We start from the raw sequence: 19,394 nt of genomic DNA on the forward strand, positions 1-19,394 counted from the left end.
CTTCCATCGCGGAGAACCCCAGCCATGAGCAAGGATTCCGGACAGGGCAGCGGCCTGCTGTCGAAGATGGTGAAGTTCGTCAAGAGCCCGACCACGCACTGGTCGGATCTTGACCGCCCCGAGGGCAATGGCGGGGACACCGAGTCGCGCCTGGCGCTCAAGGAGATGATCGAGCGCAAGCGCCGCAACGATTTCGTGCGCAACCGCGAATTCGACATGCTGCGCAAGGTGCGCCGGCGCGAAACCCTGAGGGACAGCGACCTGGCCGCGGGCCCGTCCTTCTACCCCAGCAGCCAGCCGGCCAACACCGGTGAGCGCGCCCGCACGCTGAAGAAGATCGACGAGATCGAGGCGCAGATGTCCACCGCCTGGTTCAATCGCAACGCGGCGGCCGGGCCACAGGCCGCGGGCGCCAGCCAGGAGGCGCCACAGCCGGCGGGCGATCCCTACGCGAAGACCGCACCCACGCCGATGTCCCTGCCCGCGGCCGAGCGCACCACGCTGCCCCCGGCAGCGGCCTTCGCCCCGACGCTGACCATGGATCAGACGGTAGGCCACGAACCCGTCGTCCCACCTCCCTTGCTGGCACCCGTGCCCGACATGGCGCCGGTGTCCGCCCCAGTCCCAGCACCAGCTTCATCCCCGGCCGGCCCGCGCCTGCTGGGCGACGTGCCGGAGTTCAACGTCGAGGTCGTGGCCGCCGCCAAGCAGGATCCGGAGATCGAGGAGGCCGCCATCCGCTTCGCCAACGGCGACGTGGCGGGCGCCGAGGCGGTGCTGCTGGACCTGGTGGGCATGGGCGGCTCGCGGCGCGATGACGTCGACACCTGGCTGACGCTGTTCGACCTGTACCGCTGCGCCAGCGAGCCGACCAAGTTCGACGACGCGGCGTTCGATTTCGCCGCCATCTTCGGCCGCTCGGCGCCGCAGTGGGCGCTGGTGACCGAGGCGGTGTCGTCGCCCGCACCCATGGCGGTGCAGCCGGCGGCGGTCAGCGCCGGGCTGTTCCACTGGACCTGCCCTTCCACCATGGGCACGCAGTCGGTGGCCGCGCTCAAGGCCACGCTGGATCGCCATGCGCCGCCCTGGCGCATCGACTGGCGGCATGTGAAGGCCATCGAGCCGGCGGCCGTGCCCGGCTTGATCGACGTGCTCAGCCGCTGGGCCGAAACGCCGGCGCGGCTGAAGTTCCACGGTGCCGAACGCCTCCTCGAAGTGCTGACCGGGCATTCGCCCACCGATGATCGCGAGGCCGATCCGCAGTGGTGGCTGGCGCGCCTGGCGCTGCTGCGGGTGATGGGCGAGATGGACGAGTTCGAACTGGTGGCGCTCAACTATTGCGTCACCTACGAGGTGTCGCCGCCCGCCTGGGAAGAACCCAGGAGCCGCTACAGCAACGCGACCGAGGAAGGGCAGACGCTGGTGCCCAGCGAACTGCCCGCTGAAGAAGGCCCGGCGCCCGCGCCGTCCTTCGCCGGCACCGAAACCCCGGCTGCCGGACCGGCCGTGGACAACGGCATCGTCAAGGCCACGTTCGAGGGCGAATACATCGGCACCGCCGGCGAGGCGCTGCAGCCGCTGAATGCGCAGACCACGGCCACGGCGTACGAGATCAACTGCCGCAAGCTGCTGCGGGTGGACTTCGGCGCCGCCGGCGATCTGCTGAACTGGTGCATGGAGCAGCAGGGCAAGGGCCGCAGCGTCACGCTCAAGCAGGTCAATCGCCTGGTGGCCGCGTTCTTCGGTGTCATCGGCATCACCGAGTCGGCGCGGGTGATGCTGCGCACGGACTGACATCCCCTGAGGCGCCTGCGGCGCCTTCCCCCAGGGGACAACGCTGGTGGCCGGGGGCCCCGGCCACGGCGTTCCGGGGCGGCCTGCTCCGCGGCCCTTTTGCGCTTGCTTCGCTGCGCATGCCGTTGGCGGTGGCGGTCTTGAAGAACGCGGGCGTCGTCCCCATCTCGGCGCGATGGAACCATTTCACGGCACCACCATCGTCAGCGTGCGGCGCCAGACGCCCGAAGGCTGGCAAGTCGCCATCGGGGGCGACGGGCAGGTCACGCTGGGCAACATCGTCGTCAAGGGCTCGGCGCGCAAGGTGCGCCGGCTGTACCACGGCAAGGTGCTGGCCGGCTTTGCCGGCGCCACGGCCGACGCCTTCACGCTGTTCGAGCGCTTCGAGGCCAAGCTGGAAAAGCACCAGGGCCACCTGACGCGCGCCGCCATCGAGCTGACCAAGGACTGGCGCACCGACCGCGTGCTGCGCCGGCTCGAGGCCATGCTGGCCGTGGCCGACAAGGAGGCCTCGCTCATCATCACCGGCAACGGCGACGTGCTGGAGCCCGAGCATGGCCTGGTGGCCATCGGCTCGGGCGGCGCCTATGCGCAGGCCGCCGCCCGCGCGCTGCTGGAGCACACCGAACTGCCCGCCGACCAGGTGGTGAAGAAGGCGCTGGAGATCGCCGGCGAGCTGTGCATCTACACCAACATGCACCACACCATCGAAACGCTCTGACGGGTGGCGCGCCCGGTGCGCACCCGTTCGCTCATGAATTGATAGTGGCCTGCGCTCGCCGTGCAATGATTTCAAGCCAAATGATTCTGAAATCGGCTATTGACCAGCGCAGGCAGCTATTGTTTTTGTAATAGATACCTTCCATGTCCAGCATGACCCCGCAGGAGATCGTCTCCGAACTCGACCGCCACATCATTGGCCAGAACGACGCCAAGCGCGCCGTCGCCATCGCGCTGCGCAACCGCTGGCGGCGCCAGCAGGTCGACGAGAAGCTGCGGCCCGAGATCACGCCCAAGAACATCCTGATGATCGGCCCCACCGGCGTCGGCAAGACCGAGATTGCGCGCCGGCTGGCGCGGCTGGCCAACGCGCCCTTCATCAAGGTCGAGGCGACCAAGTTCACCGAGGTGGGCTACGTCGGCAAGGATGTCGATTCGATCATCCGCGACCTGGCCGAAATGGCCGTCAAGCAGCAGCGCGAGCAGGCCATGAAGGCGCACCGCACGCGCGCCGAGGACCTGGCCGAGGACCGCATCCTCGACGTGCTGCTGCCGCCCGCGCGCAACGCCGACGGCAGCAACGCGCCCGCCACCGACGGCGCGGCGCGCCAGGGCTTTCGCAAGAAGCTGCGCGAGGGCCAGCTCGACGACAAGGAGATCGAACTCGAACTGGCCCAGCCAGCGCCCACCATGGAGATTATGGGCCCGCCTGGCATGGAAGACATGGCCGAGCAGCTCAAGGGCATGTTCGGGCAACTCGGGGCCGGCCGGCGCAAGCTGCGGCGCGTGAAGATCGGCGAGGCGATGAAGCTGCTGGTGGACGAGGAGGCCGGCAAGCTGGTGAACGAGGACGAACTGCGCAGCGAGGCGCTGCGCAACCTGGAGCAGAACGGCATCGTCTTCATCGACGAGATCGACAAGGTGGCCTCGCGCAGCATGGAAGGCGGCGGCAGCACAGCCGAGGTGTCGCGCCAGGGCGTGCAGCGCGACCTGCTGCCGCTGGTGGAAGGCACCACGGTGAGCACCAAGTACGGCATGGTGCGCACCGACCACATCCTGTTCATCGCCTCGGGCGCGTTCCACCTGTCCAAGCCGAGCGACCTGATTCCCGAACTGCAGGGGCGCTTGCCGATCCGCGTCGAGCTCGCGTCGCTGTCCGTGCAGGACTTCGAGGCCATCCTGACCCAGACCGACGCCAACCTGGTGCGCCAGTACCAGGCGCTGCTGGCCACCGAGGGCGTGACGCTGACGTTCACGCCCGAGGGCATCTCGCGCCTGGCCGAGATCGCCTGCGCCGTGAACGAGTCGACCGAGAACATCGGCGCGCGCCGGCTGTCGACCGTGATGGAGCGGCTGCTGGACGAGGTGAGCTTCGACGCCACCAAACTCGAGGGCCAGACGGTGACCATCGACGCCGCCTACGTCGACGCGCGCCTGGCGGCGCTGAGCCGCGACGAGGACCTGTCGCGCTACATCCTCTGAGCGGGGGCGGGCGAGCGCCCGCTTCTCTGGAAGCGTGGGCGCTTCAAAAATAGGAGCTTCTGGCGCCTGTCATATGGTCATTTCAGATAGTTTTCTATCTGAAAACATTGATTGATGTGCGCAAGCAGCTATTATTTTGATGGCGCCCGGCCGGGGTGCTGCCTGCCCGCTGCGTTGTCCACTGCGCGACCCGCCAGCCGGGTTATCCACAATGGCGTCGACCATCACTTTGACTATGCGCGCTAAGTTGCTCATTTCAAAGGGGTTTCGCTGTGGATATCTGAGGGAAAACCCAGCTAAGCTCTTGATTTCATTGAAATAATTTGTAGGTCGTCCTTGCCTGCCTGGCTTTTCCTGCTACAGTGCAAAAAGTGCAATTAAGTGGGGAAAGTGCCATTCCCCGGTGTTTGGGCACTCAAGGCAGGGAAATTCGCGTGTTTCAAGGGGCGTCGTCGCTGAGTCTGGATGCAAAGGGAAGGCTTTCCGTGCCTACCCGGCACCGTGACGTCCTGAGCGCCACCGCCGCCGGCCAGCTCACCATCACCAAGCACCCGCACGGCTGCCTGATGGTGTTTCCGCGCCCCGAGTGGGAGAAGTTCCGCGAGCGCATCGCCCGGCTGCCCATGTCCGCCCAGTGGTGGAAGCGCATCTTCCTGGGCAACGCCATGGACGTGGACATGGACGGCACCGGCCGCGTGCTGGTGTCGCCCGAGCTGCGCCAGGCCGCCGGCCTGACGCGCGACGTGATGCTGCTGGGCATGGGCCAGCACTTCGAGCTGTGGGACAAGACGACCTACGAAGCCAAGGAGGCCGAGGCCATGCAGGCCGGCATGCCCGAGGCCTTCGAGGACTTCGCTTTTGAGGCAGGAGGCGGGTGAGCACATGGTCACACACCACGGTCCTGCTGAACGAGGCGACAGACGCCCTCATCACGGACCCGCAAGGTCAGTACGTGGATGCCACGTTCGGCCGGGGCGGGCATGCGCGCCTGATCCTGCAGCGGCTGGCGCCGCAGGGCAGCCTGGTGGCCTTCGACAAGGACCCCGAGGCGCTGGCCGAGGCAGCGCGCATTCAGGATGCGCGCTTCTCGATCCGACACCAGGGCTTTGCCGCGCTGGGCGAGCTGCCGGCGGGCAGTGCGGCCGGGGTGCTGATGGACTTAGGGATCAGCTCGCCGCAGATCGACAACCCCGCGCGGGGTTTTTCTTTTCGTGCCGACGGCCCGCTGGACATGCGCATGGACCCTACGCGCGGCCAGAGCGCGGCCGAATGGCTGGCGGTGGCCGATCAACGGCAGATCGCGGAGGTGATTCGTGACTACGGCGAAGAACGGTTTGCTGGCCCCATTGCAAAGGCGATTGTGTCGCGCCGACAGGAACGGGGCCCTGTTGCAACCACCCTTGAACTGGCCGAACTCGTGGCTGGCGCGGTCAAAACCCGCGAGCCGGGCCAGAACCCTGCAACGCGCACATTTCAGGCTGTTCGGATTTTCGTCAACGCCGAGCTTGAAGAGCTCGAGCAGGCGCTGAAGGCCAGCCTGCATGTGCTGCAACCCGGAGGTCGGCTCGTGGTGATCAGCTTCCATTCACTGGAAGACCGCATCGTCAAGCAGTTCATCGCCCGCCATTCGAAGGCGGTGGTGGACCGCCGCGCGCCGTTCGCCGAGCCGGCGCCCACGCTGCTGCGCGCGCTGGGCCGCGTGAAACCGTCCGAGGCCGAAGTGGCCGCCAACCCGCGCGCGCGCAGCGCCGTGATGCGCGTGGCCGAGCGCACGGAGGCGCCGGCATGACCCGGCTTTCCATCGTGCTGCTGGCCGCCGTCATGGTGTCGGCGCTGTACCTGGTGCGGGTGCAGTACGACTCGCGCCGCCTGTTCACCGAGCTGGACCGCGCCACCGCCGAGGCGCGCCGGCTGGAGACCGAGCGCAGCCGCCTGGAGGTGGAAAAGCGCGCCGAGGCGACCTCGCTGCGCGTCGAGAAGCTGGCCAAGGACAAGCTGGCCATGCGCACGGTCACGCCCGCCATCACGGAGTACGTCACGTCGTCGGCAGCCGTGCCGGCGGCATCCGCTGCGGCGTCAGGGAGCCGGCCATGAGGGATATCCGCTACACCTCCAGCCCGCTGCTGGCCTCCAAGACGCCGGTCTGGCGCAGCAAGTTCATCGTCGCCATGCTGGCGCTGGCCTTCATCGGCCTGACCGCGCGCGCGGCCTACGTGCAGGTGTTCGGCAACGCCTTCTTCCAGCGCCAGGGTGAAGTGCGCTTCGCCCGCACGCTGGAGATGCCGGCCAGCCGCGGCCGCATCTTCGACCGCAACGGCCTGCTTCTGGCTTCCAGCGTGGTGGCGCCCAGCATCTGGGCCATCCCCGAGGACGTGGACCGCAACCCGGCCAAGCTGCAGCAGCTCGCCAAGCTGCTGGGCATGCCGCTGGCCGACCTGAACAAGCGCCTGTCCAACGAGGACAAGACTTTCGTCTGGCTCAAGCGCCAGGTCGACGAGCCGGTGGCCAAGCAGATCGCCGAGCTGAAGATCGCCGGCATCTACCAGCGCAAGGAATACAAGCGCAGATACCCCGAGGGCGAGGCGGCCACGCACGTGGTGGGCTTCGCCAACGTCGAGAACAAGGGCCTGGAAGGCGCCGAGCTGTCGTTCGAGAAGCAGCTGGCCGGCAAGCCCGGATCGCGCCGCGTCATCAAGGACCGCCTGGGCCGCGTGGTGGAGGCCGTGGGCGACGAGGTGCCGCCGGTGGACGGGCAGGACATCCAGCTGTCCATCGATTCCAAGGTGCAGTTCTTCGCCTACCAGAAGCTGCGCGATGCCGTGACGGCCAACAAGGCCAAGTCCGGCAGCGTGGTGGTGCTGGACGCCCAGACCGGCGAGGTGCTGGCGCTGGCCAACTACCCCAGCTATTCGCCCGACAACCGCCGCAACCTGAGCGGCGCACAGCTGCGCAACATCGCGGTCACCGACACCTTCGAGCCGGGCTCCATCATGAAGCCCATCACCGTGGCGATGGCGCTCGAGGCGGGCAAGGTCACGCCGCAGACCTCGATCCCCACGGCGCCCGGTTTCTACAAGCTCGACAAGTTCACCATCCGCGACACGCGCAACCACGGCACGCTCACCGTCGAGGGCGTGGTGCAGAAGTCCAGCAACGTCGGCTCGCTGAAGATCGCGCAGCGGCTGTCCGCACAGGACATGTGGGAGACCTATGCAGCGCTGGGCTACGGTCGCAAGCCGGATCTGGCCTTCCCCGGCGCCGCCACCGGCCGCGTGCGGCACTGGAAGAGCTGGAAGCCGGTGGAGCAGGCCACCATGTCGTACGGCTACGGCCTGTCGGCTTCGCTGTTCCAGATGGCGCACTCGTACACCGTGTTCTCGCACGACGGCGCCATCATTCCCGCCACGCTGCTGAAGGCGCCCGAAGGCGCCGAGGTGCAGGGCGTGCGCGTGTTTTCCGAGAAGAACGCGCGCGCCGTGCGCAAGATGCTCGAGATGGCCGCCGGCCCCGGCGGCACCGGTCAGCGCGCGCAGACCGTGGGCTATTCGGTGGGCGGCAAGTCGGGCACCGCGCGCAAGCAGCAGGGCAAGGGCTATGCCGCCAACAAGTACCGCGCCTGGTTCGCCGGCATGGCGCCCATCGACAAGCCGCGCGTCATCGTGGCGGTGATGGTGGACGAGCCCAGCAACGGCGTGTACTACGGCGGTGCCGTGGCGGCGCCGGTGTTCAGCGAAGTGGTGCAGCAGACGCTGCGCATCATGGGCGTGCAGCCCGACATGGCCGTGAAGCCCGCCATCGTGGCCGAGCAGGTGGAGGAGTCGTTCTGATGATGAGGCTCCCCTGAGTCGCTGACGCACCTTCCCCCTCTGCTGCGCGAGGGAGGACATCGCCAGCGGGCGGGCCAAGCCCTTCCGCGGCGATCGCTGGCATGGCCTGCTCCGCGGCCATCGGTTGGCTGCAGGCGCTCGCACCCCATGGGGAGACGCAAGCGTGATGACGTTGCTGGCTTCGCCCCAGGAGGCTGCACGCTGGTTGCGCGCGCGGGTGACCGGGCGCCTGCACACCGACAGCCGGCAGGTGCGCGAAGGCGATGGCTTCATCGCCTGGCCCGGCGCCGCCACCGACGGCCGGCGCTTCGTGGCGGGCGCGCTGGCGCAGGGTGCCAGCGCCTGCCTGGTCGAGCAGCAGGGTGTCGAGGCCTTCGGTTTCGATGCGCCATCGGTGGCGGTCTATCCGCAGTTGAAGGCCGCCACCGCGCCGATCGCGGCGGCGTACTACGAGGCGCCGTCACAGGCCCTGAACGTGATCGCGGTGACCGGCACCAACGGCAAGACGTCGACGGCGTTCTGGCTGTCCTGCTTGCTCTCGAAAGTGAAGCTGCCGGCGCTGTCTCCGTGCGGCCTGGTGGGTACTTTGGGTGTGGGTCTGCCGGGCCAAATGGTGCCGACGGGCATGACCACGCCCGATCCGGTGCTGCTGCAGCAGCGCTTTCGCGAATTCGTCGACGGCGGCGTGCGCTCCTGCGCCATCGAGGCGTCGTCCATCGGTATCGTCGAGCGCCGGCTGGATGCCACGGCCATCCGAGTGGCCGTGTTCACCAACTTCACGCAGGACCACCTCGACTACCACGGCAACATGGACGCCTACTGGCAGGCCAAGGCCGCGCTGTTCGACTGGCCGCAGCTGCAGTCGGCCGTGATCCAACTGGACGACCCGCGCGCGCACCTGCTGCTGGCGCAGGCCGAGGCGCGTGGGCTCGATGTGTGGACGGTGTCGCGCCAGCGGCCCGCCCGGCTGGCGGCGGTCGATGTCACCTATGGTGCGGCCGGCATGGCGTGGGTGGTGCGCGAGGGCGATGCCTCGGTGCCCATCCGCACCAATCTGGTAGGCGAATACAACATCGACAACCTGATGTGCGTGCTGGGCGCGCTGCGCGCCCTGGGCGTGCCGCTGAACGACGCCGTGGCGGCCTGCACCGACCTGCCGGCGGTGCCGGGCCGCATGCAACGCATCGACGTGCCGGGTGCGCCGCTGGCGGTGGTCGACTATGCACACACTTCCGATGCCCTCGAGAAGGCGCTGGGCGCCTTGCGGCCGCTGGTCAGCGAGCGCGGTGGCCGGCTGTGGTGCGTGTTCGGCTGTGGTGGCAACCGCGATGCGCGCAAGCGCCCGTTGATGGGCGCGGCCGCTGAAGGCGGTGCAGACCGCGTGGTGATCACCAGCGACAACCCGCGCGATGAAGCGCCGCAAGCCATCATCGACGCGGTGCTGGCGGGCCTTCGGCAACCCGCCCAGGCCCGCGTGGTGGTCGACCGCGCCGAAGCCATCGCGCGCGCGCTGCGCGACGCCGATCCGCGCGACGTGGTGCTGATCGCCGGCAAGGGGCACGAGGACTATCAGGAAGTGCGCGGCCAGCGCCTGCCGTTCTCCGACCAGACCCTGGCGCTGCAGGCGCTGCGCCAGCGCATGGAGGCCGCGGCATGACGGCCATGAACCTGAGCCTGCGCGAAGTGGCCGAATCGCTGACCGGCGCGCGCCTGGTGGGCGACGGCGCCACCCTGTGTGCGCGCGTGCATTCGGACACGCGCAGCCTGCAGCCGGGCGCCCTGTTCGTGGCCCTCAAGGGCGAGCGCTTCGATGCCGCCAGCTTTCTGCCCGACGCGGCGGCCAAGGGCGCGGTGGCGGCCCTGTGCGACGCGAGCGCGGCAGCGCAGCTGACGGCCTCCGGCCTGCCTGGCGTGCTGGTGCCGGACGCGAAGATCGGGCTGGGTGAGTTGGCGCGCCAGTGGCGCCGCCGCTTCGCCGGGCCGCTGATCGCCGTCACCGGCAGCAACGGCAAGACCACGGTGACGCAGATGATCGCCTCCATCCTGCGGGTCTGGCGGGGCGATGCGGCCCTGGCCACCGAGGGCAACTTCAACAACGACATCGGCCTGCCGCTGACGCTGCTGCGTCTGCGGCCCAGCACCCAGGCGGCGGTGGTGGAGCTGGGCATGAACCACCCCGGCGAGATCGCCTACCTGGCCGGTATCGCCGAGCCCACGGTGGCGCTGGTCAACAACGCGCAGCGCGAGCACCAGGAGTTCATGACCAGCGTGGAAGCCGTGGCGCGCGAGAACGGCTCGGTGCTGGCGGCCTTGCCCGAAGGCGGCGTGGCGGTGTTTCCGGCCGGCGACGACTACAGCGCGCTGTGGCGGCAACTGGCCGCGGGGCGGCGCGTGGTGCAGTTCGGCGACCCGGCAGCGGGCGCCGAGGTCGCGGACCGGCGCGCGGACTGGCGGCAGGACCATTGGTCCGTGGCGGCCGATACGGCGGCGGGCCCGCTCGAGTTCGAACTGCATGTGGCCGGCCGGCACAACGTGCGCAACGCGCTCGCGGCCACCGCGTGCGCGCTGGCCGCAGGCGCGCCGCTGGCGGCGGTGGCGCAGGGCCTGACGGCCTTCCGGCCGGTCAAGGGGCGCTCGCGCACCTTCATGCTGCGCCACCGTGGCCGCGCCATCACGCTGGTGGACGACACCTACAACGCCAACCCCGACTCGGTGCGCGCCATCATCGACGTGCTGGCCGAGCTTGCCGGCCCGCGCCTGCTGGTGCTGGGCGACATGGGCGAGGTGGGCGAGCGCGGCCCGGCCTTCCACGCCGAAGTGGGCAGCTACGCGCGTGAGCGTGGCATCGAGCGCGTGCTGGCCCACGGGCCGCTGGCCATCCACAGCGCCATGGCCTTTGGCGGCGGTCGGCATTTCGACGACATCCAGGCCTTGACGGACGCCGTGCGCGCGCACCTGCCGCAGTGCGCGTCGATTGCCGTGAAGGGTTCGCGCTTCATGCGCATGGAGCGCGTGGTGCAGGCGTTGACGGCGTCGCCCGCCAGCGACGGGGAGGGCGCCGATGCTGCTTAGTCTGGCCGCCTGGCTGCAGACGCTGTCGCCGGAGCTCGGCTTCTTCCGCGTCTTCCAATACCTCACGTTTCGCGCCGTGATGGCCGCCATGACCGCCCTGGTCATCGGCCTGTTTGCCGGGCCGTGGGTGATCCGCAAGCTGACCGAGCTGAAGATCGGCCAGCCGGTGCGCGGCTACGCCATGGAGACACATCTGTCCAAGAGCGGCACGCCGACCATGGGCGGCGTGCTGGTGCTGTTTGCCATTGCGCTGTCCACGCTGCTGTGGTTCGACTGGTCGAACCGCTTCGTCTGGATCGTGATGGTGGTCACCTTCGGCTTCGGCGCCATCGGCTGGGTCGACGACTGGCGCAAGGTGGTCAACAAGGACCCCGAGGGCATGCGCTCGCGCGAGAAGTATTTCTGGCAATCGGTGATCGGCCTGGTGGCCGCGCTGTACCTGGTGTTTGCCATCTCCGGCGCGTCCAATGCGCAGGTGTGGGCGCTGTTCGTCAACTGGGTGTCCTCGGGCTTCACCATCGACCTGCCCTCGGCCGCCGGCCTGCTGGTGCCCTTCTTCAAGGAGATCACCTACCCGCTGGGCGTGGTCGGGTTCGTGATCCTGAGCTACCTGGTCATCGTCGGCGCCAGCAACGCCGTGAACCTGACCGACGGGCTGGACGGCCTGGCCATCATGCCCGTCATCATGGTCGGTTCGGCGCTGGGTATCTTTGCCTACGTCACCGGCAGTTCGGTGTATTCGAAGTACCTGCTGTTCCCGCACATCCCGGGCACGGGCGAGCTGCTCATCTTCTGCGCCGCCATGGCCGGTGCCGGGCTGGCCTTCCTGTGGTTCAACGCGCACCCGGCGCAGGTGTTCATGGGCGACGTGGGCGCCCTGGCGCTGGGCGGCGCGCTGGGCACCATCGCGGTCATCGTGCGGCAGGAGATCGTGCTGGCCATCATGGGCGGCATCTTCGTCGTCGAGGCACTGTCGGTGATGCTGCAGGTCACCTGGTTCAAGTACACCAAGCGCCGCTACGGCGAAGGCCGGCGCCTGCTCAAGATGGCGCCGCTGCACCACCACTTCGAGCGCAGCGGTTGGGCCGAGACGCAGGTCGTTGTGCGCTTCTGGATCATCACCATGCTGCTGTGCCTGATCGGCCTGGCATCCTTGAAACTGAGGTGAGGCCATGACGATGCTGCAAGACCGTCATGTGCTGATCCTGGGGCTGGGCCTGTCGGGCCTGGCCATGGCCCGCTGGTGCGCCGCGCAAGGCGCCAGCGTGACCGTGGCCGACACGCGCGACGCGCCGCCGCAGCTGGAGGCGCTGCGTGCGCAGGTGCCCGCGGCCCGCTTCGTGGCCGGGCCGATGGACGCCGCGCTGGTCGACGATGCCAGCCTGCGCGCGGTGTACCGCAGCCCGGGCCTGGCGCCCGCCGCGATTTCCAGTGTCGTCAACGCCGCCCGCGAGCGCGGCCTGCCGGTCAGTGGTGAACTGGGCCTGTTCGCCCAGGCCCTGGCCGACCTGAAGGCGCAGCGCGGCTATGCACCCGCCGTGCTGGCCATCACCGGCACCAACGGCAAGACCACGGTGACGGCGCTGACCGGGCAACTGGTCGAGCGCGCCGGCCTGTCGGTGGTCGTGGCCGGCAACATCGGCCCGACGCTGCTGGAAACCCTGCAGGCCCACCTGGCGGACGACAGCCTGCCGCAGGCCTGGGTGCTGGAGCTGTCCAGCTTCCAGCTCGACGGCAGCGACGACTTCGAGCCCACGGCCGCCACCGTGCTCAACGTCACGCAGGACCATCTGGACTGGCATGGCGACATGGCGGCCTACGCGGCGGCCAAGGCGCGCATCTTTGGCGAGCGCGCGGTGATGGTGCTGAACCGCAACGACGACGCCGTGATGGCCATGCGCCCCGCCGCACCGGCCAAGCTGCCGAAGGGCGCGCCCAGGCCCGTGCCGCGCAGCGTGGTGAGCTTCGGCGCCGACATGCCCGCCGAGCCGGGCGACTTCGGCATCGAGGTGGTGGGCGGCATGGCCTGGCTGGTGCGTGCGCAGGAGGCCGACGAAACCCTGCGCCGCCGCAAGGATGTGGAGGTCGAACTGCACATCCAGCGCCTGATGCCCGCCGACGCGCTGCGCATCCGCGGTCGCCACAACGCCGTCAACGCGCTGGCCGCGCTGGCGCTGGCCACCAGCGCGGGCTGCCAGCTCGGCCCGATGCTGTACGGCCTGCGCGAATACCGCGGCGAGCCGCACCGCGTCGAATCCATCGGCCTGCTGGGCGGCATCGAGTACTTCGACGACAGCAAGGGCACCAACGTGGGCGCCACCGTGGCCGCGCTGGAGGGCCTGGGCGCCGAGCGCAAGCTGGTGGTGATCCTGGGCGGCGACGGCAAGGGGCAGGACTTCACGCCGCTGGCGGCGCCCGTGTCGCGCTTCGTGCGGGCGGTGGTGCTGATCGGCCGCGATGCGCCGCAGGTGCGCGCCGCGCTGGCCGATGCCGGCGTGCCGCTGCTGGACGCCACCGGCATGGCCGATGCGGTGGCCCAGGCGCGCGCGCGGGCACACCCCGGCGATGCCGTGCTGCTGTCGCCCGCCTGCGCCAGCCTGGACATGTTCAAGGACTACGCCGAGCGCGCGGAGGTGTTCCGCGCCGCCGTGCGCGACCTGGCGCTGGCCGAGGGAACCGAGATGGAGGTGCTGTCATGACAGCCGCCGCAGAAACACTGACGCCGCCCGCAGGCAAGAAGCCGCGCAAGCCGCGCAGCCGCCAGCGCGTGGACGACCTGCCGGTGCGCATCGGTGGCATGGAATACGCGCGCACGGCCAGCACGCCGTCGCGCCTGCTGGGGTTCGACCAGGCGCTGATCTGGGTCTGCGTAGCCCTGCTGGCCTGGGGCCTGGTGATGGTGTATTCGGCCAGCATCGCGCTGCCCGACAACCCGCGCTTCGAGCGCTATTCGCCCAACCACTTCGCCATGCGCCACGCGTTCTGGATCCTGCTGTCCTTCGTGGCGGCGCTGATCACCTTCCAGGTGCGCATGGACTGGTGGGAGAAGATGGCGCCGTGGCTGTTCGTGGTGTCGCTGGCTTTGCTGATCGCGGTGCTGATCCCGCACATCGGCAACATGGTCAACGGCGCGCGCCGCTGGATCTCGCTCGGTCCCATCAGCTTCCAGCCGTCCGAGCTGGCGAAGATCGCCGTGCTGCTGTACGCCGCCGACTACATGGTGCGCAAGATGGACGTGAAGGAGCGCTTCTTCCGCGCCGTTCTGCCCATGGGCGTGGCGGTGGGCGTGGTGGGCCTGCTGCTGCTGGCGCAGCCCGACATGGGCGCCTTCATGGTGATCGCGGTCATCGCCATGGGCATCCTGTTCCTGGGTGGCGTGAACGCGCGCATGTTCTTCCTCATCGCCTTCGTGCTGGTGGGCATCTTCGCCGCCATGATCTGGGCCTCGCCCTGGCGGCGCGAGCGCATCTTTGCCTACCTCGACCCGTGGAGCGAGGAGCACGCGCTGGGCAAGGGCTACCAGCTGTCGCACGCGCTGATCGCCATCGGCCGGGGCGAGGTGTTCGGCGTTGGCCTGGGCGGCAGCGTGGAGAAGCTGCACTGGCTGCCCGAGGCGCACACCGACTTTCTCACCGCCATCATCGGCGAGGAGTTCGGCCTGGTCGGGCTGGTGTGCGTGATCTTCCTGTTCATGTGGCTCACGCGCCGCATCATGGTCATCGGCCGCCAGGCCATCGCGCTGGACCGCGTGTTCAGCGGCCTGGTGGCGCAGGGCATCGGCCTGTGGCTGGGCTTCCAGGCCTTCATCAACATCGGCGTGAACCTGGGCGCGCTGCCCACCAAGGGCTGACGCTGCCCTTCATGAGCTACGGCGGCTCGGCCATTTTGGCCAACATGGTGGCCATTGCCATCGTGCTGCGGGTCGATGTTGAAAACCGTCGCCTCATGCACGGAGGCCGGGCATGAGGCGACGGTTTCGCCAAAACCGGCCGTGCGCGCAGCGCAGCATGCCGCCGTGCGGCATGGCTCATGCACGGAGGCCGGGCATGAGGCGCTTCAGTGCAGCAAATCAGGCGATAGCCATTTGGCGCCATTCTTCGATTCAAAAAGAAGCTGCTGGCGCCCGTAAATCGAGAGCTAGAGGCGTTTTTGTTGAATCAAAAATTCAGCAAGTCCCCCTGTTGAGGCGCTGCCCCTGACGACCGGAGGCCGCGCATGAGCGCCAAGTGCGCGCTCGTGATGGCCGGCGGCACCGGCGGCCACATCTTTCCGGGCCTGGCCGTGGCCGAGGCGCTGCGCGCGCGCGGCTGGCGCGTGCACTGGCTGGGCGCCCCCGCCAGCATGGAGGCACAACTGGTGCCGCCGCGCGGCTTCGACTTCGAGGCGGTGGAATTCGGCGGCGTGCGCGGCAAGGGCGTGTCGACCCTGGTGCTGCTGCCGCTGCGCCTGCTGAAAGCCTTCGGGCAAAGCATCGGCGTGATCCGCCGCGTGAAGCCCGACGTGCTGGTGGGCCTGGGCGGCTACATCACCTTTCCCGGTGGCCTGATGGGCGTGGCCCTGAACAAGCCGCTGGTGCTGCACGAGCAGAACTCGGTCGCCGGCATGGCCAACAAGGTGCTGGCCGGCGTGGCCGATCGCGTGTTCACCGCCTTCCCCGGCGTCTTACCGAAGGCGCGCAAGGTGCAGTGGGTGGGCAACCCGCTGCGCGCCGCGTTCAAGCAAGTCCCCGCGCCGGCCGAGCGTTTTGCCGGCCGCAGTGGCCCACTGAAGGTGCTGGTGGTGGGCGGCAGCCTGGGCGCGCAGGCGCTGAACGAGGTGGTGCCCAAGGCACTGGCGCTGATGCCGCCCGCGCAGCGCCCCATCGTGCTGCACCAGAGCGGCGCCAAGCAGATCGACGCGCTGCGCGCCAACTACCAGGCCGCCGGCGTGCAGGCCGAGTGCGTGCCCTTCATCGACGACATGGCGCGCGCCTATGCCGACGCCGATCTGGTGATCTGCCGCGCCGGCGCCACCACCGTGACCGAGATCGCCGCCATCGGCGCCGCCGCGCTGTTCGTGCCGTTTCCGCACGCGGTGGACGACCACCAGACCACCAACGCGAAGTTCCTGGTCGACCAGGGTGCGGGCTGGCTGATCCAGCAGCGCGATCTGACGCCGCAAGGCCTGGCTGATCTGCTTCAGAAAAAGAGCGTTCCGCGCTGGTGCAGGCGGCGCAGAAGGCCAAAACGATGCAGAAAACAAACGCCGTGGAGGACGTGGTCGCCGCCTGTGAGGAGCTAACGGCATGAAGCACGCCATCCGCCACATCCACTTCGTCGGCATCGGCGGCGCCGGCATGAGCGGCATCGCCGAGGTGCTGCACAACCTGGGCTACACGGTGTCCGGCTCCGACCTTGCTGATGGCGCCACGCTGCGGCGCCTGGCCGGCATGGGCATCCGCACCTTCATCGGCCACGCCGCCGCCAATGTGGAGGGCGCGGACGCGGTGGTCACCTCCACCGCCGTCAAGCCTGACAACCCCGAGGTGCTGATCGCGCGCGAGCGGCGCATTCCCGTGGTGCCGCGCGCCATGATGCTGGCCGAGCTGATGCGCCTGAAGCAGGGCATCGCCATTGCAGGCACGCACGGCAAGACGACGACCACCAGCCTGGTGGCCAGCGTGCTGGCCGAGGGCGGGCTGGACCCGACCTTCGTCATCGGCGGGCGCCTGAACAGTGCCGGCGCCAACGCGCGGCTGGGCTCGGGCGACTACATCGTGGTCGAGGCCGATGAATCCGACGCCTCCTTCCTCAACCTGCTGCCCGTGATGGCCGTCGTCACCAACATCGACGCCGACCACATGGAGACCTACGGCCACGACTTCGGCAAGCTGAAGCAGGCCTTCGTCGACTTCCTGCACAAGATGCCGTTCTACGGCACCGCCATCCTGTGCCTCGAAAGCCCGGCGGTGCGCGAGATCGCCGGCAACCTGGCCTGCCCGGTCATCACCTACGGCTTTGCCGAGGATGCGCAGGTGCGCGCCGTCGACGTGCGCGCGGCGCACGGCCAGATGCACTTCACCGTGCAGCGCCGCAATGGCGTGCAGCTGCCCGATCTGCCGGTGGTGCTGAACCTGGCGGGCGAGCACAACGTGCTGAACGCGCTGTCGGCCATCGCCGTGGCGACCGAGCTGAGCATCGACGACGCGGCGCTGCAGAAGGCGCTGGCCGAGTTCAAGGGCGTGGGCCGGCGCTTCCAGCGCTATGGCGATCTGCCGGCCAGGGGCGGCGGCAGCTTCACCGTGATCGACGACTACGGCCACCACCCGGTCGAGATGGCGGCCACGCTGGCGGCGGCGCGCGGCGCGTTTCCGGGGCGGCGGCTGGTGCTGGCCTTCCAGCCGCACCGCTACACCCGCACGCGCGACTGCTTCGAGGATTTCGTCAAGGTCATCGGCAGTGCCGACCACGTGGTGCTGACCGAGGTCTATGCCGCCGGCGAGGAGCCCATCGTCGCCGCCGACGGCCGTTCGCTGGCGCGCGCGCTGCGCGTGGCGGGCCGCGTGGAGCCGGTGTTCGTGGGCGACGTGGCCGATCTGCCGGCGCTGATCGCCGCACAGGCGCAGGCCGGCGACGTGGTGATGTGCATGGGTGCGGGCTCGATTGGTGGTATTCCCGCAAAAGTCGTTGAAATGCTACAAAAACTGAGCATAATCCGGGCTGAACAAGACGACCATGGTGCAACAAGACGTTCAATTCGGAAAAGTGGCGGTGCTGATGGGGGCCAGTCGGCCGAGCGCGAGGTGTCGCTGATGTCCGGCCAGGGTGTGCTGGCCGCACTGCGCGCCCGCGGCGTCGACGCGCATGCCTTCGACCCGGCCGCCCAGCCGATGGACGAATTGAAGAAGCAGGGCTTCACCCGCTGCTTCATCGCGCTGCACGGCCGCTACGGCGAAGACGGCACGGTGCAGGGCGCGCTGGAGCTGCTGGGCATTCCGTACACCGGCGCCGGCGTCATGGCCTCCAGCATGGCCATCGACAAGGTGATGACCAAGCGCGTGTGGCTGGCCGAAGGCCTGCCGACGCCGCGCTACGTGCTGCTGCACCGCAGCGAATACACACCCGAGCGCGTGCGCGCCATTCCCGCCGCGCTGGGCCTGCCGCTGATCGTCAAGCCGGTGCGCGAAGGCTCGTCGCTGGGCGTGACCAAGGTCACCAGCGCCGACCAGATGGAACAGGCCCTGGCCGACGCCGCGGCGCTGGACGCCGACATCCTGTGCGAGGAGTTCATCGCCGGCGACGAGGTGACCTGCCCGGTCCTGGGCACCGGCGGCGACGCCCGCGCGCTGCCGGTGATCCACATCGTCGCGCCCGAAGGCCAGTACGACTACCAGAACAAGTACTTCACCGACGTCACCGAATACCGCGTGCCGTGCGACCTGCCGGCCGGTGAGGAAGCGGCGATCCAGCAACTGGTGCTCAAGGCCTACCGCGTGCTCGGCTGCCGCGGCTGGGGCCGCATCGACGTCATGATCGACGCCGCCACGCGCCAGCCCTACCTGCTGGAGATCAACACCTCGCCCGGCATGACCAGCCACTCGCTGGTGCCCATGGCGGCCCAGGCGGCGGGCACCGATTACGAAACGCTGTGCCTGCAGCTGCTGGCCAGCGCCTCGCTGGATTACCCGCCCACCACGGAGGCGCGCGCATGACGAACAGCCTGCCGGTGCCGGTCGATGTGCGCCTGATGAACGTGACGACTTCGCTGCTCGTCACGGGCCTGGTGCTGGCCTGCCTGGCGGCCGGGCTGTGGTGGGCGCTGCGCAACCCGGCCTTCGCCATCCGCCAGATCGTGGTGGCGGGCGACACCACGCACAACAGCGCCACCAGCCTGCGCGCGGCCGTGGCGCCGCGCCTGTCGGGCAACTTCTTCACGCTGGATCTGGCCAGTGCGCAGGCCGCCTTCCAGGCCGCGCCCTGGGTGCGCAGGGCGGTGGTGCAGCGCGAGTTTCCGGGGCGGCTGAACGTGATCCTGCAGGAGCACCGGGCCGTGGCGCACTGGGGTGAGGGCGACGATACGCCGCTGGTCAACAGCTTCGGCGAGGTGTTCGAGGCCGCTGGCGGCAACGACCTGAGCGACGACGAACTGCCCGTGCTGGCCGGGCCCGAGGGGCAGGCCGCACAGGTGCTGGCCATGCACCGCCTGCTGAACCCGCTGGTGGCGCCGCTGGATGCCCAGATCGCGCAGTTGGCGCTGCAGTCGCGCGGCAACTGGCAGGCCGAACTGGACAACGGGGCCGTGATCGAGCTGGGCCATGGCGAGCCGCCCGCGCTGGCGGCGCGCCTGAAGCAGTTCGTGGGCACGGTCAAGGAAGTGGCGGCGCGCCATCAGCGCCCGGTGGAGGCCGTCGAGGCGGCGGATTTGCGGCATCCGGGCGGTTATGCGCTGCGGCTGCGCGGTGTCACCACCGTGCGCCCCGACACGCCGCCCGGCAAGCCCGCGGCCACGCGCTGAGACACA

At 69.2% G+C, this 19,394-nt stretch carries 13 protein-coding genes and 3 pseudogenes; all 16 read left to right on the forward strand.

The features are described 5' to 3' along the window. Positions 1–24 precede the first annotated feature (24 nt). The 16 genes and pseudogenes from H0I39_RS12670 (at position 25) to H0I39_RS12740 (ending at position 19,388) form a co-directional block, all read left to right on the forward strand. Positions 25–1,794, forward strand: a complete 1,770-nt coding sequence (locus H0I39_RS12670) for a hypothetical protein (RefSeq protein ID WP_180550735.1) — start codon at positions 25–27, stop codon at positions 1,792–1,794. Between the two features lie 175 nt (positions 1,795–1,969). Next, entirely contained in the window at positions 1,970–2,515 is a 546-nt protein-coding gene (hslV, locus tag H0I39_RS12675; RefSeq protein ID WP_180550736.1) for an ATP-dependent protease subunit HslV, read from the forward strand. A gap of 143 nt (positions 2,516–2,658) precedes the next feature. Next, positions 2,659–3,996 carry an ATP-dependent protease ATPase subunit HslU gene (hslU, locus tag H0I39_RS12680; protein WP_180550737.1) on the forward strand — a complete coding sequence of 446 codons (1,338 nt, stop codon included), beginning with the start codon at positions 2,659–2,661 and terminating at the stop codon, positions 3,994–3,996. Positions 3,997–4,430: 434 nt separating this feature from the next. Next, positions 4,431–4,874, forward strand: coding sequence for a division/cell wall cluster transcriptional repressor MraZ (gene mraZ / locus H0I39_RS12685; RefSeq protein WP_180550738.1), 444 nt, complete (start codon positions 4,431–4,433; stop codon positions 4,872–4,874). Beyond that, the gene (gene rsmH, locus H0I39_RS12690) at positions 4,871–5,785 is read left to right on the forward strand and encodes a 16S rRNA (cytosine(1402)-N(4))-methyltransferase RsmH (RefSeq protein ID WP_180550739.1); all 915 of its coding nucleotides are present in this window, start codon (positions 4,871–4,873) and stop codon (positions 5,783–5,785) included. Before mraZ ends, rsmH begins: the two co-directional genes overlap by 4 nt. After that, entirely contained in the window at positions 5,782–6,090 is a 309-nt protein-coding gene (gene ftsL, locus H0I39_RS12695) for a cell division protein FtsL (RefSeq protein ID WP_180550740.1), read from the forward strand. The genes rsmH and ftsL overlap by 4 nt, the downstream gene beginning before the upstream one ends. Next, positions 6,087–7,823, forward strand: a complete 1,737-nt coding sequence (locus H0I39_RS12700; protein WP_180550741.1) for a peptidoglycan D,D-transpeptidase FtsI family protein — start codon at positions 6,087–6,089, stop codon at positions 7,821–7,823. The genes ftsL and H0I39_RS12700 overlap by 4 nt, the downstream gene beginning before the upstream one ends. Before the next feature lie 166 nt (positions 7,824–7,989). Then, a complete protein-coding gene (locus H0I39_RS12705) occupies positions 7,990–9,480 on the forward strand; it encodes a UDP-N-acetylmuramoyl-L-alanyl-D-glutamate--2,6-diaminopimelate ligase (RefSeq protein ID WP_180550742.1) in 1,491 nt (496 codons plus the stop codon). After that, positions 9,477–10,895, forward strand: a complete 1,419-nt coding sequence (locus tag H0I39_RS12710; RefSeq protein WP_180550743.1) for a UDP-N-acetylmuramoyl-tripeptide--D-alanyl-D-alanine ligase — start codon at positions 9,477–9,479, stop codon at positions 10,893–10,895. The genes H0I39_RS12705 and H0I39_RS12710 overlap by 4 nt, the downstream gene beginning before the upstream one ends. Then, complete coding sequence (gene mraY, locus H0I39_RS12715) at positions 10,885–12,063, forward strand: phospho-N-acetylmuramoyl-pentapeptide-transferase (RefSeq protein WP_180550744.1); 1,179 nt, start codon at positions 10,885–10,887, stop codon at positions 12,061–12,063. The genes H0I39_RS12710 and mraY overlap by 11 nt, the downstream gene beginning before the upstream one ends. 4 nt (positions 12,064–12,067) lie before the next feature. Next, positions 12,068–13,594 (forward strand): UDP-N-acetylmuramoyl-L-alanine--D-glutamate ligase, encoded by a 1,527-nt coding sequence (gene murD / locus H0I39_RS12720; protein WP_180550745.1) that lies wholly within the window; start codon positions 12,068–12,070, stop codon positions 13,592–13,594. Then, positions 13,591–14,861: pseudogene (gene ftsW / locus H0I39_RS12725) on the forward strand (putative lipid II flippase FtsW). The gene murD and the pseudogene ftsW overlap by 4 nt, the downstream one beginning before the upstream one ends. Before the next feature lie 249 nt (positions 14,862–15,110). Continuing rightward, positions 15,111–16,183, forward strand: a pseudogene (gene murG, locus H0I39_RS12730) (undecaprenyldiphospho-muramoylpentapeptide beta-N-acetylglucosaminyltransferase). After that, positions 16,180–17,577, forward strand: a pseudogene (gene murC, locus H0I39_RS12735) (UDP-N-acetylmuramate--L-alanine ligase); the annotation flags it as partial. The pseudogenes murG and murC, both read left to right, overlap by 4 nt. Next, a complete protein-coding gene (locus H0I39_RS22280) occupies positions 17,566–18,585 on the forward strand; it encodes a D-alanine--D-alanine ligase (protein WP_257646142.1) in 1,020 nt (339 codons plus the stop codon). The pseudogene murC and the gene H0I39_RS22280, both read left to right, overlap by 12 nt. Then, positions 18,582–19,388: a cell division protein FtsQ/DivIB gene (locus H0I39_RS12740; RefSeq protein WP_180550746.1), complete on the forward strand. Its 807-nt coding sequence runs from the start codon at positions 18,582–18,584 to the stop codon at positions 19,386–19,388. Before H0I39_RS22280 ends, H0I39_RS12740 begins: the two co-directional genes overlap by 4 nt. Positions 19,389–19,394 lie beyond the last annotated feature (6 nt).

Source organism: Ottowia beijingensis (assembly GCF_013423955.1).
Taxonomy (GTDB): Bacteria; Pseudomonadota; Gammaproteobacteria; order Burkholderiales; family Burkholderiaceae_C; genus Ottowia; species Ottowia beijingensis.